The organism is Brevundimonas sp. (assembly GCF_051860745.1).
In the GTDB taxonomy this organism is placed as follows: domain Bacteria; phylum Pseudomonadota; class Alphaproteobacteria; order Caulobacterales; family Caulobacteraceae; genus Brevundimonas.
In genome coordinates this window covers 22,130-36,304 of record NZ_JBHYDN010000004.1, presented here as the reverse complement: position 1 = coordinate 36,304, position 14,175 = coordinate 22,130, and the positions used below count along the sequence as shown (strand labels likewise).

At 68.2% G+C, this 14,175-nt stretch carries 16 protein-coding genes; 12 read left to right on the top strand and 4 right to left on the bottom strand.

What is annotated here, in order from left to right; all coding sequences use genetic code 11:
• Positions 1-8 precede the first annotated feature (8 nt).
• Entirely contained in the window at positions 9-2,102 is a 2,094-nt protein-coding gene (gene flhA / locus ACTIEW_RS06160; RefSeq protein WP_439477285.1) for a flagellar biosynthesis protein FlhA, read from the top strand.
• A 32-nt stretch (positions 2,103-2,134) separates the two neighbouring features.
• Here the strand turns inward: flhA and ACTIEW_RS06155 are convergent, their stop codons facing one another.
• A complete protein-coding gene (locus ACTIEW_RS06155; protein WP_439477031.1) occupies positions 2,135-2,845 on the bottom strand; it encodes a hypothetical protein in 711 nt (236 codons plus the stop codon).
• Between the two features lie 117 nt (positions 2,846-2,962).
• Here ACTIEW_RS06155 and ACTIEW_RS06150 point away from each other — a divergent pair, with 117 nt between their 5' ends.
• The 3 genes from ACTIEW_RS06150 to ACTIEW_RS06140 all read left to right on the top strand — a co-directional run bounded on the left by ACTIEW_RS06150 (position 2,963) and on the right by ACTIEW_RS06140 (position 5,063).
• Complete coding sequence (locus ACTIEW_RS06150) at positions 2,963-4,333, top strand: sensor histidine kinase (RefSeq protein ID WP_439477030.1); 1,371 nt, start codon at positions 2,963-2,965, stop codon at positions 4,331-4,333.
• Positions 4,334-4,335: 2 nt separating this feature from the next.
• A complete protein-coding gene (locus ACTIEW_RS06145) occupies positions 4,336-4,788 on the top strand; it encodes an NUDIX domain-containing protein (protein WP_439477029.1) in 453 nt (150 codons plus the stop codon).
• A gap of 89 nt (positions 4,789-4,877) precedes the next feature.
• Entirely contained in the window at positions 4,878-5,063 is a 186-nt protein-coding gene (locus ACTIEW_RS06140) for a CsbD family protein (protein WP_439477028.1), read from the top strand.
• A gap of 66 nt (positions 5,064-5,129) precedes the next feature.
• On the opposite strand, the gene ACTIEW_RS06135 is transcribed toward ACTIEW_RS06140, so the two are convergent.
• From ACTIEW_RS06135 to ACTIEW_RS06125, 3 genes are read right to left on the bottom strand one after another with little or no spacing between them, the layout of a single operon-like run.
• Positions 5,130-5,654 (bottom strand): hypothetical protein, encoded by a 525-nt coding sequence (locus ACTIEW_RS06135; protein ID WP_439477027.1) that lies wholly within the window; start codon positions 5,652-5,654, stop codon positions 5,130-5,132.
• A gap of 34 nt (positions 5,655-5,688) precedes the next feature.
• Positions 5,689-6,879, bottom strand: a complete 1,191-nt coding sequence (locus tag ACTIEW_RS06130) for a vWA domain-containing protein (RefSeq protein WP_439477026.1) — start codon at positions 6,877-6,879, stop codon at positions 5,689-5,691.
• 20 nt (positions 6,880-6,899) lie between these two features.
• Positions 6,900-7,427 carry a GNAT family N-acetyltransferase gene (locus tag ACTIEW_RS06125; RefSeq protein ID WP_439477025.1) on the bottom strand — a complete coding sequence of 176 codons (528 nt, stop codon included), beginning with the start codon at positions 7,425-7,427 and terminating at the stop codon, positions 6,900-6,902.
• Between the two features lie 216 nt (positions 7,428-7,643).
• On the opposite strand from ACTIEW_RS06125, the gene ACTIEW_RS06120 reads away from it, so the two are divergent.
• From ACTIEW_RS06120 to ACTIEW_RS06085, 8 genes are all read left to right on the top strand, one after another.
• Entirely contained in the window at positions 7,644-8,564 is a 921-nt protein-coding gene (locus ACTIEW_RS06120) for a histone deacetylase family protein (RefSeq protein ID WP_439477024.1), read from the top strand.
• A gap of 61 nt (positions 8,565-8,625) precedes the next feature.
• The gene (locus ACTIEW_RS06115; protein ID WP_439477023.1) at positions 8,626-9,288 is read left to right on the top strand and encodes a histidine phosphatase family protein; all 663 of its coding nucleotides are present in this window, start codon (positions 8,626-8,628) and stop codon (positions 9,286-9,288) included.
• Between the two features lie 16 nt (positions 9,289-9,304).
• Positions 9,305-9,922 (top strand): peptidylprolyl isomerase, encoded by a 618-nt coding sequence (locus tag ACTIEW_RS06110; protein WP_439477022.1) that lies wholly within the window; start codon positions 9,305-9,307, stop codon positions 9,920-9,922.
• A 58-nt stretch (positions 9,923-9,980) separates the two neighbouring features.
• On the top strand, positions 9,981-10,229 hold the full coding sequence (locus ACTIEW_RS06105) for an exodeoxyribonuclease VII small subunit (protein ID WP_439477021.1): 249 nt from the start codon (positions 9,981-9,983) through the stop codon (positions 10,227-10,229).
• Positions 10,229-10,579, top strand: coding sequence for a tRNA-binding protein (locus tag ACTIEW_RS06100; protein ID WP_439477020.1), 351 nt, complete (start codon positions 10,229-10,231; stop codon positions 10,577-10,579). The genes ACTIEW_RS06105 and ACTIEW_RS06100 overlap by 1 nt, the downstream gene beginning before the upstream one ends.
• 38 nt (positions 10,580-10,617) lie before the next feature.
• Positions 10,618-11,487, top strand: a complete 870-nt coding sequence (locus ACTIEW_RS06095; RefSeq protein WP_439477284.1) for a polyprenyl synthetase family protein — start codon at positions 10,618-10,620, stop codon at positions 11,485-11,487.
• A 68-nt stretch (positions 11,488-11,555) separates the two neighbouring features.
• Positions 11,556-13,463, top strand: coding sequence for a 1-deoxy-D-xylulose-5-phosphate synthase (gene dxs, locus ACTIEW_RS06090; RefSeq protein WP_439477019.1), 1,908 nt, complete (start codon positions 11,556-11,558; stop codon positions 13,461-13,463).
• 215 nt (positions 13,464-13,678) lie between these two features.
• A complete protein-coding gene (locus ACTIEW_RS06085) occupies positions 13,679-14,137 on the top strand; it encodes a hypothetical protein (RefSeq protein ID WP_439477018.1) in 459 nt (152 codons plus the stop codon).
• The last annotated feature ends 38 nt before the right edge of the window (positions 14,138-14,175 follow it).

Below are 14,175 nucleotides of genomic sequence, written 5' to 3'. Positions count from 1 at the left end.
CCTCGACCATGATGAGCGACGGCATGGCGCGCCCCACGGGCCGCGACATGATGGGCTGGGTCGTGCGCGGCGAGGTGGCCATGGCCATCGGCGTCATCGGCGTGATCCTGCTGCTGATCCTGCCAATCCCGACCTTCCTGCTGGATATCCTGCTGGCGCTCTCGCTGGTTTCCAGCGTGCTGATCCTGATGACCGCCGTGATGATGAAGAAGCCGCTGGACTTCGCCATCTTCCCGACGGTCCTTCTGGTCACCACCCTGTTCCGGCTGGGCCTGAACCTGGCCTCGACGCGGCTGGTGCTCAGTCACGGTCACGAGGGTTCCGGCGGCGCCGGTCAGGTCATCGAGGCCTTCGGCGCCCTGATGATGGGCGGCAGTTTCATCATCGGCATCATCATCTTCGCCATCATCCTGGTGGTGAATTTCGTGGTCATCACCAAGGGCTCGACCCGCATCGCGGAAGTGTCGGCCCGTTTCACCCTGGACTCCATGCCGGGCAAGCAGATGGCCATCGACGCCGACCTGTCGTCCGGCCTGATCGACGAGGAAACCGCCAAACGCCGCCGCAAGGAACTGGAACAGGAATCGACCTTCTTCGGCGCCATGGACGGCGCCTCGAAATTCGTTCGCGGCGACGCCGTCGCCGGTCTGATCATCGTCTTTATCAACGCCATCGGCGGCATCCTGATCGGCACCGTCCAGCACGGCATGAGCATCGGCGACGCCGCCAACTCCTACGTCGCCCTGACCATCGGCGACGGTCTGGTGACCCAGGTCCCCGCCATCGTCATTTCCATCGCCGCCGGCTTTCTGGTCTCCAAGGCCGGCGTCGAAGGCACAGCCGACAAGGCCCTCGTCGCCCAGCTGGCGACCAATCCCGTCAGCCTTGGCGTCGTCTCGGCCGCCTCCGGCCTGATCGGCCTGATCCCCGGCATGCCATTGCTGCCGTTCGCGGCCCTGTCCCTCGGCACGGGCTTCATGGCCTGGCGCCTGGGCCGGCAGCGGCTCAAGCCCAGACCGACCGAGGCCGAGATGGCCGCCACCGCCCTGGGGCCCAAGGAGGACGTCGAGGAGCCGATCGGCACCGCCCTGACCATCGACGAGGTCAAGATCGAGCTCGGCTATTCCCTGCTGTCGCTGATCAACGATCTGGAAGGCCGCCGCCTGACCGATCAGGTCCGCGCCCTGCGCCGCTCGCTGGCCCAGGAATATGGCTTCGTCATGCCGTCGGTGCGCATTCTGGACAACATGCGCCTCGGCACCCAGGGCTACGCCATCCGCATCAAGGAGATGGAGGCCGGACAGGGCGAGGTCCGCCTCGGCTCGCTGATGGCCATGGATCCCGCCGGGCGACAGGTCGAGCTGCCGGGCGAACACACCAAGGAGCCCGCCTTCGGCCTGCCCGCGACCTGGATCGACGAAAGCCTGCGCGAGGAGGCCACCTTCCGCGGCTACACCATCGTCGACCCTTCGACCGTGCTGACCACCCACCTCACCGAAATCCTCAAGGAGAATATGGCCGACCTGCTCTCCTACGCCGAGGTGCAGAAGCTGCTGAAGGAGCTGGGGACCGAAGAGAAGAAGCTGGTCGACGAACTGATCCCCTCGGTCATCACCGTCACCACCCTGCAGCGGGTGCTGCAGACCCTGCTGCGCGAGAAAGTCTCGATCCGCGATCTCGGCGCCATTCTGGAAGGTCTGGCCGAGGCCGCTCCGCACACCAGTTCGGTCACCACCCTGGTCGAGCATGTGCGCGGCCGCCTGGCCCGTCAGCTGTGCTGGCAGCACAAGGGTGAAGACGGCGCCCTGCCAATCGTCACCCTGTCCCCGGAATGGGAGGCGGCCTTCGCCGACGCCCTCGTCGGCCAGGGCGAGGAGCGTCAGCTGGCCATGGCCCCGTCACGGCTGCAGGACTTCATCCGAGCCGTCCGCGATGTCTTTGAACGCGCGGCCATGGCCGGCGAGACCGCCGTCTTGCTGACCGGCCCGCAGATCCGCCCCTATGTCCGCTCGATCATCGAGCGATTCCGCGGCCAGACGGTGGTGATGAGCCAGAATGAGGTCCATCCCCGCGCCCGCCTGCGGACGATCGGCACGGTTTAAAACCGTCCTTCTCCCCTTGCGGAAGAAGGAAGTTACTCCACCTCCGTCCAGCCTCCCGCCGAGGCCGCGCGCGCCGCGTCGTTGGCGGGGCGGGCCACCAGTCCGGACTGGGTGATCCAGACCTCGTATTTGGCGCCGTCGGCCATCGGCATATAGGCGCCGCCGCCGTACAGGGTGTCGACCGCATCGACGTATTTCCGGTATTTCCGCGCCGCGTCCCAGGCGCTGATCCGCCAAGGCAGCCAGTCCGGCCCCGCGTCACCGCCGGCCAACGGATGCACGCTGCGCGTCGCATTGATCTCCTGTTCGGTCGATTGATACCGGCCTGACAGCCGGTCCAGCCGGTACTGGGCGTCCAGCCCCAGCACATTGGCCCAGGGCTTCCACTTCAGCACCTGCGCCTCGATGCGCCATTCGTCGCCGTGAAGCGGATACAGGTTGCTGACCCCAGGCGCGTTCTCGCCCATGCCGGGCTGCATCAGCGTGGCCTCGAAATACTGCGGTCCCAGCTGCCGGGTCTGGATCGTCGCAACCGGCCGCTCATAGGTCAGCCGGCCATAGGTCTGGACGTCCAGCGCCAGCAGGGCGGCGATCGCGGCTGCGGCCATGAAGCCCGCGCCGCCTGCCCCGACCAGCAGGCCGCTGAACACCCGACCCTGAAACAGGGCCATCAGGCCGCGGATCAGCAGAACAACGCCGATCAGACCAACGACCGCCGGAGCGATCCACCACCACCACACCATGTCAAACTCCCCCGATCCTGACGGGGTGCAATCATTACCCTAAATCCTCGGATCAGCGAGGGTTTCTCCTGTTACGCGACTGGACAGGGCCAAACGCCCCGCTAATGCTCCCCCACGATGATCTCGGCTCTCCGCCCCACGCTCCTCGCCTTCAGTCAATTTGTCCGTACGCCGACGCTCGGACGGCGCGTCGCCGGCCTGCTGGCGCTGGCGATCGTGCTGATGCTGGTGCTGAACCTGGCGGTCTACGTCCTTATCCAGCGCACCGTCGCGTTCAACGACACTGTCGAGGAGGCCCAGCAGGTCCGTCTGGTTTCACGCGAGGTGCTGACCCGGCTCGTCGATGCCGAGACCGGACAGCGCGGCTTCCTGCTGACCGCCCGGCCCGAGTATCTGTCCATTCACGATGAGGCGATCCAGCAGCTCCCGGACCTGTTGCGGGATCTGGGCGGCCTTACGGCCGGGGATCCAGACCTCGGACCGCGGGTCGAGCGCGTAAGAGAGCTTTCGGATCAGCGACGGGCTGTAACGGAGTGGAGCCTCGACCTGGCCCGCACCGGTCGCCTCGACGAGGCGGTGTCCGTGCTCCGCAGAGGCGAGGGCAAGGTCCTGATGGACGCCATGCGGACCGAAATCGCCGCCATCGACGAGATCCAGGCCACCCGCCTGCAGTTCCGGACCCGCCAGTCCGAATGGGCAGGCAATATCACCGTCATCGCCAACGCCCTGGGCGGCGCCCTGATACTGGTCCTCGCTGGAATAAGCGCGTGGTTGATCCGCCGCTATATCTTCGAGGTGCAGGGCGCGCGTGACGCCCTCGATCGCCTGAACGCGGGTCTGGAGCATCAGGTGCTCGACCGCACCTTCGAACTGACCCTCGCCCGCGACCGTGCCGAGGCCATGCTGCGCGAGGTCAACCATCGCGTCGGCAACTCCCTGCAGCTGGTCTCCAGCTTCATGTCGCTGCAACTGCGCCATCTGGTCGATGAGGGCGCCCGCGCCGCGCTCAAGGAATCCCAGGCGCGGATCGAGGCCGTCGCTCACGTCCACCGCCGACTCTACACCTCGGGCGATATGTCCTCGGTGGCCATGGACGAATATCTCGAGGGTCTGATCAGCGAACTGTCGCAATCCCTTTGCCCGGACAAGGATGGCTGCTCCATCCATCTGGACGCCGTGCCGATGCGGGTCTCGACCGATCAGGCCGTGTCGCTCGGCGTGGTGGTCACTGAATTGGTCACCAATGCGGTGAAATACGCCTATGAGCCGGGCAAGCCGGGTCAGATCCGCGTCAGCCTGGGCCAGGGTCCGAACGGACGCGCCATACTGACGGTCGAGGACGACGGTCCCGGCATGGGCGACGGCGGCGTCAAGGGCACCGGTCTGGGCGGCAAGATCGTCTCCGCCATGGCCTCCGGCCTGCGGTCGGCGGTCGAGTTCGACAAGGCTCACAAGGGCGTGCGAGCCCGCCTCACGTTCGACCTCTGACCATGTCCGCCAACCTTCAATTCGGAACCGCCGAGCCCGGCCTCGGCTACCGCCTGCGGCCCACCGCCTTCGGCCTGGTGCTCCAGGACGGCAGACTGGCCTGCGTCCGTGTCGTTCGCGGCGAGGACAGCTATTTCGACCTGCCCGGCGGCGCCGTCGACGGCGACGAGACCGGGGAACAGGCCGTGGTCCGCGAATTCCTCGAAGAGACCGGCATGACGGTGCGCCCGCTCACCCGCATCGCCGAAGCGTCCCAGTATTTCCGCAAGTCGGACGGCGAGCCGATCAACAACAGCGGCGGCTTCTGGATCGCCGAACAGCTGTCGCTGGACCCCTCCGCCAAGGTCGAGGCCGATCACGATCTGGTCTGGCTCGACCCGCATCAGGCCCTCGCCCAACTCCGCCACGACGCCCACGCCTGGGCGGTCACGGTCTGGCTACGGCGCTGCGTCTAGCTGCACAGTACGGAACGCGGGCCGCGATCGTTCGCTCTTCTGGTCCACGCATCGTCAGCCCCGGCGGTGTGTCAATCAGGAGATTGCCCATGCCCGATCATGATCGAGTCGAAGGCGCCGCCAAAAATCTGGGCGGCAACATCAAGGAAGCCGCCGGCAAGCTGACCGGCGATGAAAAACTCAAGGCCGAAGGCCGCGCCGAACAGGTCGAGGGCAAGGTCCAGAACGCCGTCGGCGGACTGAAGGACACCCTGCGCGAAGACAAGCGCAACTAGGTCATTCCACAAATCGATTCGACGCCGCGTCCGGACCCCGGGCGCGGCGTCGTCATGTTCGGATGCCTAGTCCTTGCCGCCCAGCCGGACCCTCAGGCCCTCATCTTCCTCGCGAACGCCGCTGGCGGGACGGCATTCCTCGGTCCAGGCCACGCCGCCCTGCGGCTGGACGCGGGGGCGAGTCTCGCAGCTTCGTTCCTCCAGCACCGCCGTCGGCCGGGCGGCGCGGGCCGGGGCGCCGCACTGAAGGGCGTAGCGATCGCCAGCGGCTTCCTGCCTGCATTCGTCGGGCGCGTCCGCAGGGGCCAGGCCGTCGGGCAGGGCGGCGCCCAGGTGGGCGGCCAGTATCACCCGGACCCGAGCCTGGCAGGCCTCCAGCGATTCCTGGCTTGAGCGGATCAGCGGGCTGCATTCGGCCCGTTCATAGCCATAGGGATCAGCGCGGGCGGAGTCAGGGATCGCGGGGATGTCGACGGCTGCGACGGCCTCGGCGGGTTCAACGGGCGCCGGCGTCTCCCACACCACCTGACCCGCCGCGGCGGGGAGGGGGACGGTCTGTTGCAGCATGACGGCGAGGACGACGGCGAGCATGGCGGACCCTCCAGAATGGTCCCCGAACCCTAGCCTATTTGGCCAGCGCCCGCATCGCCTTCTCCAGCCCCTCCAGCGTCAGCGGATACATCCGCTCGTCCACCAGTTCGCGCACCATTCCGACCGAGGCCGAATAGCTCCAGTACCGCTCCGGCGACGGGTTCAGCCAGGCGACCTTGTCCCACTGCTGCGTCGCCCGCTTCATCCAGACGGCGCCGGCCTCTTCGTTCCAGTGCTCGACCGAGCCGCCGGGCATGGTCACCTCATAGGGGCTCATGGTGGCGTCGCCGACGAAGATGGCGCGCCAGTCGGCGGGGTATTTGTTCAGCACCTCCCACGTCGGGATCTTCTGCTCATGGCGACGCCGGTTGTCCTTCCACACCCCCTCGTAGAGGCAGTTGTGAAAGTAGAAGAATTCCAGATGCTTGAACTCGGTCTTGGCGGCCGAAAACAGCTCCTCGCACATCTTCACATGGGCATCCATCGAGCCGCCGATGTCGAGGAACAGCAGCACCTTGATCGTGTTGCGCCGCTCGGGCCGCATGTGGATGTCCAGCCAGCCCTGACGCGCCGTGCCGTCAATGGTGGCGTCCATGTCCAGCTCGTCCAGCGCGCCCTGCCGGGCGAACCGGCGCAGGCGGCGGAGGGCGACCTTGATGTTGCGCGTGCCCAGTTCGACCTCGTCGTCCAGATTCCGGTATTCCCGCTTCTCCCAGACCTTGACCGCGCGGCCATGCTTGCCCGGCCCGCCGACACGCACCCCCTCGGGATTATAGCCGCCGTGGCCGAACGGACTGGTCCCGCCGGTGCCGATCCACTTGTTGCCGCCCTCGTGCCGCCCCTGCTGCTCCTCGAGACGCGCTTTCAGCGTCTCCATCAGCTTGTCGAACCCGCCCAGCGCCTCGATCTGCGCCTTCTCCTCGTCGGTCAGATATTTCTCGTTGAGCAGCTTCAGCCAGTCCTCGGGCACGTCCAGCGCCGGCTCATCGCCCGCGCCGACGGTCTCGATCCCGGCGAACATCTTGCCGAACACCTGGTCGAACCGGTCGTAATGCTTCTCGTCCTTGACCAGCACCGCCCGCGACAGGTGGTAGAAGTCGTCGACCTTCCGCCCCGGCCCAGAGCCAATAACGTCCTTGTCCATGGCCTCCATCAGATGCAGCCATTCCTTCATCGACACGGGCACCTTGGCGTCGCGCAGGGCGGTGAAGAAGGGCAGGAGCATGGGTCTAACCTGAGCGTGGCTCAGCCCCGCCGCAAGATGAACTCGTCATCCAGCCACGCCCCGACCGGATACTGATACTCGCCCACCTTCGCGAACCCGTAGGCTGCATACAGCTTCTGCGCCTTCAGATTCCCGCTCCAGACGCCGATCCACAGCGGGCCGTCGGTATTGGCTTCCATCCAGTCCAGCGCCACGGCCAGCAGCTTCGTGCCCAGCCCCAGTCCCTGCGCCGACTTCGACACATACAACCGCCGCAGCTCGGCATGGCTCGGCCGCGCGTCGGGATGGGGCAGGGTGTTCGGCCCGGTGTTGGCGAAGGCCAGCAACTCGCCCTCATGCTCGGCGACCCACCAGGCCGCGCCCGGCTCCTTCAGCTTCACCCGGATCGTGTCGGCGCTGAAGCTGGCGTCCAGAAACGCCTTCAGGTCGTCGGCCGGATAGGGGATGGCGAACCCGTCCACGAAGGTGTCGATGAAAGTCTGCCGCCCCAGTTCGCCGAGGGCGGCGGCATCGGCTTGCGTGGCGGGACGGATCAGGGGCTCGTTCATGGTCCCGCTTTCACCCGGTGAAGCGCGGGACTCAACCCCTCAATTCCGCTCATCCCGGCGAAAGCCGGGACCCAGTCCTGTCCAGCTTGACGCTGGCGCCTCAGGACAACCGGGCGCGGACCACCGGACCCGCTGCATCACCCAAAGCTCTGGGTCCCGGCTTTCGCCGGGATGAGCGGGTATTTTTTGCAGGCCCATCCCCCTATCCTCTCTCCAATGAGCGTCGCCCTCTTCACCCATCCCGACATGCTGAGGCACCGCCCCGGCGTCGGCCATCCGGAAAGCCCCGAACGGCTTCAGGCCGTGCTCGACGCCCTCGACGCCGCGGACCCCGGCCTGAACCGCCGCGCCGCGACCGAGGCTGCCGTCGCTGACCTCGAGCGGCTGCACCCCGCTGCCCATGTCGCCCGCCTGCTTGCCGCCGCGCCGGTCAGCGGTTTTCGCCAGCTCGACGCCGACACCGTCCTGTCTCCCGGCAGCGTCCGCGCCGCCCGCCTCGCCGCCGGAGCCGTGATCGACGCCGTCCGCGCCGTCGCCCGCGGCGAGACGGCTCGCGCCTTCGCCGCAGTCCGGCCGCCCGGTCATCACGCGGAACCCGACCAGAGCATGGGCTTCTGCCTGTTCTCCAACGTCGCCGTCGCCGCCCGCGTGGCGCAGTCGGAAGGCATGGCTCGCGTCGCTGTCATCGATTTCGACGTCCACCACGGCAATGGCACCCAGGCGGCGTTCGAGGCCGACGACAGCCTGTTCCTCGGCTCCATCCATCAGTCGCCCCTCTATCCCGGCACGGGCGCCGCGTCCGAGACCGGCGTCGGCAATATCGTCAACGTCCCGGTCCCGCCCCATGCGGCCCGCGAGGCCTGGCGCGGCGCCTTCGCCGGCGGCCTGATGCCGGCGCTGGAAGCCTTCGCCCCCGACCTGATCCTGATCTCCGCGGGGTTCGACGCCCACCGCCGCGATCCGCTGGCCCATCAGTCTCTGGAGGCGGAGGATTTCGCCTGGGCGACGCGCGCCGTGCTCGAGGTCGCGAGATCGTGCTGTGGGGGCAAGGTTGTGTCCTCGCTCGAGGGCGGTTACGACCTAGAGGGGCTGGGCCGTTCCGCGGTCGCCCACGTTCAGGCCTTGGGGGAGGAATAAAGGACGGTTGGCCAATCGCTTACCGCCGCACATCATGCCCGCCCCCGCCAGAGACTCACTGATGGCCAACCCGCCAGAGCCCGTGAAGCCGGCGCTCTCGAAGCCGGCGCCCGCGCCGTCGTCGCCGCCGCGCGCCGCCCTGGTCTCGGTGCGGCCCGGCGCCATCGTCCTGGCCCGCCACGGTGAGCCCGCCCTGTCGCGCAAATGCTATCTCACCTCCGACCAGTACCGGGACTGGTGGGCCAAATACGAGGTCGGCGGCCTGCGCGCCGGCCAGACCCCGCCGCCCGAACTGCTGGCCACGGCCGAGGGCGCCGGCGCCATCTACGCCTCGACCCGGCCCCGCGCCCAGGAAACCGCCGCCGCCATCTGCGCCGGGCGCGAGGTCATGTCGGACGCCCTGTTCATCGAGGCGCCGCTTCCACCGCCCCGCTTCCCGACATGGTTCAGGCTGCCGCCGAAATACTGGGGCGTGGTCGCCCGCATCTGGTGGCACGCCTTCAACCATCACGAGGGCCAGGAGACCCGCCGCCAGGCCGAGGCGCGCGCCGAAAAGGCCGCCCGGTCCCTGATCGCCCGTGCCGAGAGCGGTCAGGACGTGCTGGTTCTCGCCCACGGCTATTTCAACCACATGGTCGGTCGCCGCCTTCGCGCCGACGGTTGGAACCTGGTCCACAATCAGGGCTTCAAATACTGGTCCCAGCGTCGCTACGAAAAGCGCTGACAGACGGGAGAGGGCGATGATCCGACGGTCTCTGCTCGCCTTCGCCCTTTGCCTCGCCGCCCTGTCGGCCCCGGTCTACGCCCAGGACGCCCCGCCGGCGCCCGCGGTGGCTGTCCGGGTGATCCTGGAAACCAGCGCCGGCGCCATCCTCGTCGAGACCGACCCCCGCGCCCCGATCACCGCCGCCAACTTCCTGCGGTATGTCGATGAGGGCCGCTTCAACGGGACCGACTTCTACCGCGGCATGGAACTGGGCGCCGGGACCGGCGTGGTCCAGGGCGGGACCGCCAATGCGCCGGACCGCATCCTCCCGCCCATCGCCCACGAACCGACCAGCCAGACGGGCCTGCGCCACGTCGACGGCGCCCTGTCCATGGCGCGCTTCGACCCCGGCACGGCCGACGGCGACTTCTTCATCATCGTCGGCAATCTGCCCGGCTTCGACGCCGGACGGGCCGCCCCGGGCGATCCCGGCTTCGCGGTCTTCGGCCGGGTGGTCGAGGGTATGGACGTGGTCCGCGCCATCCTCGCCGCTCCCAAATCCCCCACCGAGGGCGAAGGCTTCATGCGCGGCCAGATGCTGGACCCCCGCGTCCGCATCGTCTCGGCCCGCCGCGTCCCGTCCGCCGGATAACAGTTGCGAGCCGGTCTCTGCTTGAGGCCCGCCTCCGCCCCCTCTAGGGTCGCCCGCGATGACCGACACAGCCTCCATCCCCGCCGACCTCAGCTTCGAGGACGCGCTCCAGCGTCTCGAGGCCATCGTCTCCAAACTCGAGTCCGGCCAGGCCCCGCTCGAGGAATCCATCGCCCTGTATGAGGAGGGCGCGCGGCTCAAGGCCCATTGCGAGACCCGGCTCAAGGCGGCCCAGCTTCGCGTCGAGAAGATCGTGGTCGGCCCCGACGGCCAGGCGAAGGGCGTCGAACCGGCCGAGTTCAGCTGATGCCGGCGCCCGCCGGACAGATCGCCTTCGATGACTTCATGAAGGTCGATGTCCGCGTGGGTCAGGTTCTTGCCGTCGATCCCTTCCCGGAGGCCCGCAAACCGGCCTGGAAGCTGACCATCGACTTCGGGCCCGACCTCGGGGTGAAGAAGTCCTCGGCCCAGATCACCACCCACTACAGCCGCGACCAGCTGCTGGGCCGCAAGGTCGCCGCGGTCGTCAACTTCCCGCCGCGCCAGATCGGCCCTTTCATGTCCGAGGTCCTGACCCTCGGCTTCCCCGACGCCGCGGGCGAGGTGGTCCTGGTCGGCGTCGACCGCGACGTCCCCTTGGGCGGGAGGCTGTTCTGACCCCCGCCTTCGCCGCCAACTCGCCGGAACAGGGCGTCATCGACCGGGTGGCCGAGATCGCCGACCTGATCACCGTCGCCCTCGACGAGCTGCTGCCGCGCGCCGACGGCCCCGAATCGCGCCTGACCGAGGCCATGCGCTACGCCGCCCTCGGTCCTGGCAAGCGGCTGCGCCCCTTCTTCGCGCTGGAGGCGGCCAATCTGTTCGACATCGAGGAACGGCCGGTGCTGCGCGCCGCCTGCGCCCTCGAATGCGTCCACGCCTACAGCCTGGTCCACGACGACCTGCCCTGTATGGACGATGACGACGTCCGCCGCGGCCGTCCCACGGTGCACAGGGCCTATGACGAGGCCACCGCCGTCCTCGCCGGCGACGCCCTCCAGACCGCCGCCTTCGACATCCTGCTGCACGAGGACACCCACGAAGATCCCGCCGTGCGCTGCGAGCTGGCCGCCCGGCTTTCGCTGGCCAGCGGCGCGCGCGGCATGGCTGGCGGCCAGATGATCGACCTGCTGGGTGTCCGCGACGACCTCGGCGGCGTGGCCCGCATGCAGCGGCTCAAGACGGGGGCCCTGTTCACCTATGCCTTCGAAATCCCCCTGATCATCGCCGGCGCCCGTGAGGTCCACCGTCAGGCCCTGATCAGCTTCGCCCACGACATCGGCCTGGCCTACCAGATCGTCGACGACCTGCTGGACGTCGAGGGCGACGAGGACATCCTAGGCAAGGCGGCCAACAAGGACGCGGCGCGCGGCAAGACCAATTTCGTCACCCTGCTGGGCGTTGAGGCGGCGCGACATCGCGTCTCGCACCTGGCCGATCAGGCCCGCGCCCACCTCGACGTCTTCGGCCCCGACGCCGAAATCCTGAAGGCCAGTGTGGACTTCGTGCTAAAGCGCCGGTCCTGACCGCTTCGCCTCCTTGTAATGACGCGGTAATAGTGGATCAAAGAGACCTCACGCGACTTAGAGTTTTCATGCCCGACACCCCGCTGCTCGACCAGGTTCATTTTCCCGCCGACACGCGTGGGTTCGACATTCCCCAGCTGCGCCGGCTGGCCGACGAGCTGCGGGTTGAAACCATCGATGCGGTCTCCACCACCGGGGGGCATCTGGGCGCCGGGCTCGGCGTGGTCGAGCTGACGGTCGCCCTGCATCATGTGTTCAATACGCCGAAAGACATCCTGATCTGGGACGTCGGCCACCAGTGCTATCCGCACAAGATCCTGACCGGCCGCCGCGATCGCATCCGCACCCTGCGCCAGCCCGGCGGCCTCTCGGGCTTCACCAGGCGCAGCGAGAGCGAATACGACCCCTTCGGCGCGGCCCACGCCTCGACCTCGATCAGCGCCGCCCTCGGCTTCTGCGCCGCCCGTGACCAGAAGGGCGAGACCAACAAGGTCGTGGCCGTCATCGGCGACGGCTCCATGTCCGCGGGCATGGCCTATGAGGCCATGAACAACGCCGCCGAGACCACCAAACAGCTGGTTGTCATTCTGAACGACAACGACATGTCGATCGCCCCCCCGGTCGGCGGCATGAGCGCCTATCTGGCCAAACAGGTTTCTGGCGGCGCCTATCGCAATTTCCGCCGTTTCGGAAAGTCGGTCGCCGAACACCTGCCGCGCCCGTTCCGCAATGTCGCCCGCAAGGCCGAGGAATACGCCCGCGGCATGATCGTCGGCGGCACCTTCTTCGAGGAGCTGGGCTTCTACTATGTCGGGCCGGTCGACGGCCACGACATGGACAACCTCGTCCCGATCCTCAGGAACGCCGCCGCCATCACCGACCGTCCGGTGATCGTCCATGTCGTGACGCAAAAGGGGAAGGGCTACGCCCCGGCCGAGAGTAGCGCCGACAAGCTGCACGCCGTTGCGAAATTCGACGTTGTCTCGGGCCAGCAGGCCAAATCCATCTCCAACGCCCCCAGCTACACCAAGGTGTTCGGGACCGAGCTGATCAAGCGCGCGGCGCTGGACCCCTCCATCGTCGCCATCACCGCCGCCATGCCGTCGGGCACCGGTCTGGACCTGTTCGGCCAGGCCTTCCCCGAGCGCACCTATGACGTCGGCATCGCCGAACAGCACGCCGTGACCTTTGCCGCCGGCCTGGCCGCTGACGGGATGAAGCCGGTCTGCGCCATTTATTCGACCTTCCTCCAGCGCGGCTACGATCAGGTCGTCCATGACGTCGCCATCCAGTCCTTGCCCGTGCGTTTCGCCATGGACCGCGCTGGTCTGGTAGGGGCCGACGGGGCCACCCATGCCGGGTCGTTTGACATCGGCTTCATGGGCGCCCTGCCGGGCATGGTGCTGATGGCCGCGGCCGACGAGGCCGATCTGGCCGCCATGATCGCCACCAGCCTTGAGATCGACGACCGACCTTCCGCCTTCCGCTATCCGCGCGGCGACGGCGTCGGGGTCGAGATTCCCGAACTCGCCGCCCCGCTCGAAATCGGCAAGGGCCGCATCGTCCGCGAGGGCACGACCGTCGCCATCCTCAGCCTCGGCACCCGCCTGCAGGAATCGCTCAAGGCCGCCGATGCGCTCGCCGCCCGCGGCGTCTCGGCCACTGTCGCCGACGCCCGCTTCGCCAAGCCGCTGGACGCCGACATGATCCTGCGTCTGGCGCGCGAGCATGAGTGCCTGATCACCGTGGAGGAGGGGGCCATGGGCGGCTTCGGCGCCTTCGTGCTTCAGCTGTTGGCGGAAAAGGGCGCACTCGACGCGGGCCTGAAGATCCGCACCCTCTGCCTGCCCGACATCTTCCAGGACCAGGACAATCCGGCCGCCATGTACGCCACCGCCGGCCTCAACGCCGAACACATCGCCGCCGCCGCCCTGCAAGCGTTGGGCGTCGAGGCGAGCCGAGCCGTCCGGGCCTGACGCTCGACGTTCTCCCTCCCCCGAAGTGGGGAGGGACGTCGGCGCGAAGCGACGACAGGGTGGGGAATTGCAGAGCCGGGCGCCGACGGTGCGGGACTGGCGTGCCCCACCCGGGCTCGGCTGCGCCTCGCCGTCCCTCCCCACTTCGGGGGAGGGAGAACGCAACCGGCGTCCCTCAGAGCCGTTCCTTCGCGGGGCTTTGAGGGTTGAGTGTTATGAAGTCCGTTGCCGTATGCGCCGCCGTCGCCCTGGGTCTGGGCGCTGTTTCACCCGTGTGGGCGCAGGAGGCCGAGGCCCTGCCGTCGGGTCCGATCGAGGTCATCCGCGCGAGCGACACCTCCATGACCTGCGCCGCCGTATCCGAAGAGGCGGCCCAGCTCAGCGAGGCTCTGGGCGGTGAACCGGACGGCGGTCTGTTCGGCCGCCTCGGCGGCGTGGTTCGCGCCGGAGCCACCATGGTGATTCCCGGCGCCGGTCTGGCGATGGCGGGCGCGGACGTCCTGACCGCGCCGGGACGCGAACGCGAGGCGGCCGAGGCCGACGCTGTCCGGCACCGCTGGTACTATCTGAACGGCCTCTATGCGGGGCAGCGCTGTCAGGCCGCCTCCGACGCCGCCGGACCCACCCCGGCTACTCCCGCCGACGCCGACCCGCCGGTCGTGCCGGGGTCGTGAGAACCGTCCCTCTCCCGATGGGAGAGGGCTTGAGCGCA

Coding starts and splice junctions, on each gene's coding strand:
- flhA (WP_439477285.1), top strand. CDS start 9: ATGATGAGCGACGGCATGGCGCGCCCCACGGGCCGCGACATGATGGGC.
- ACTIEW_RS06155 (WP_439477031.1), bottom strand. CDS start 2,845: ATGGTGTGGTGGTGGTGGATCGCTCCGGCGGTCGTTGGTCTGATCGGC.
- ACTIEW_RS06150 (WP_439477030.1), top strand. CDS start 2,963: ATGATCTCGGCTCTCCGCCCCACGCTCCTCGCCTTCAGTCAATTTGTC.
- ACTIEW_RS06145 (WP_439477029.1), top strand. CDS start 4,336: ATGTCCGCCAACCTTCAATTCGGAACCGCCGAGCCCGGCCTCGGCTAC.
- ACTIEW_RS06140 (WP_439477028.1), top strand. CDS start 4,878: ATGCCCGATCATGATCGAGTCGAAGGCGCCGCCAAAAATCTGGGCGGC.
- ACTIEW_RS06135 (WP_439477027.1), bottom strand. CDS start 5,654: ATGCTCGCCGTCGTCCTCGCCGTCATGCTGCAACAGACCGTCCCCCTC.
- ACTIEW_RS06130 (WP_439477026.1), bottom strand. CDS start 6,879: ATGCTCCTGCCCTTCTTCACCGCCCTGCGCGACGCCAAGGTGCCCGTG.
- ACTIEW_RS06125 (WP_439477025.1), bottom strand. CDS start 7,427: ATGAACGAGCCCCTGATCCGTCCCGCCACGCAAGCCGATGCCGCCGCC.
- ACTIEW_RS06120 (WP_439477024.1), top strand. CDS start 7,644: ATGAGCGTCGCCCTCTTCACCCATCCCGACATGCTGAGGCACCGCCCC.
- ACTIEW_RS06115 (WP_439477023.1), top strand. CDS start 8,626: ATGGCCAACCCGCCAGAGCCCGTGAAGCCGGCGCTCTCGAAGCCGGCG.
- ACTIEW_RS06110 (WP_439477022.1), top strand. CDS start 9,305: ATGATCCGACGGTCTCTGCTCGCCTTCGCCCTTTGCCTCGCCGCCCTG.
- ACTIEW_RS06105 (WP_439477021.1), top strand. CDS start 9,981: ATGACCGACACAGCCTCCATCCCCGCCGACCTCAGCTTCGAGGACGCG.
- ACTIEW_RS06100 (WP_439477020.1), top strand. CDS start 10,229: ATGCCGGCGCCCGCCGGACAGATCGCCTTCGATGACTTCATGAAGGTC.
- dxs (WP_439477019.1), top strand. CDS start 11,556: ATGCCCGACACCCCGCTGCTCGACCAGGTTCATTTTCCCGCCGACACG.
- ACTIEW_RS06085 (WP_439477018.1), top strand. CDS start 13,679: ATGAAGTCCGTTGCCGTATGCGCCGCCGTCGCCCTGGGTCTGGGCGCT.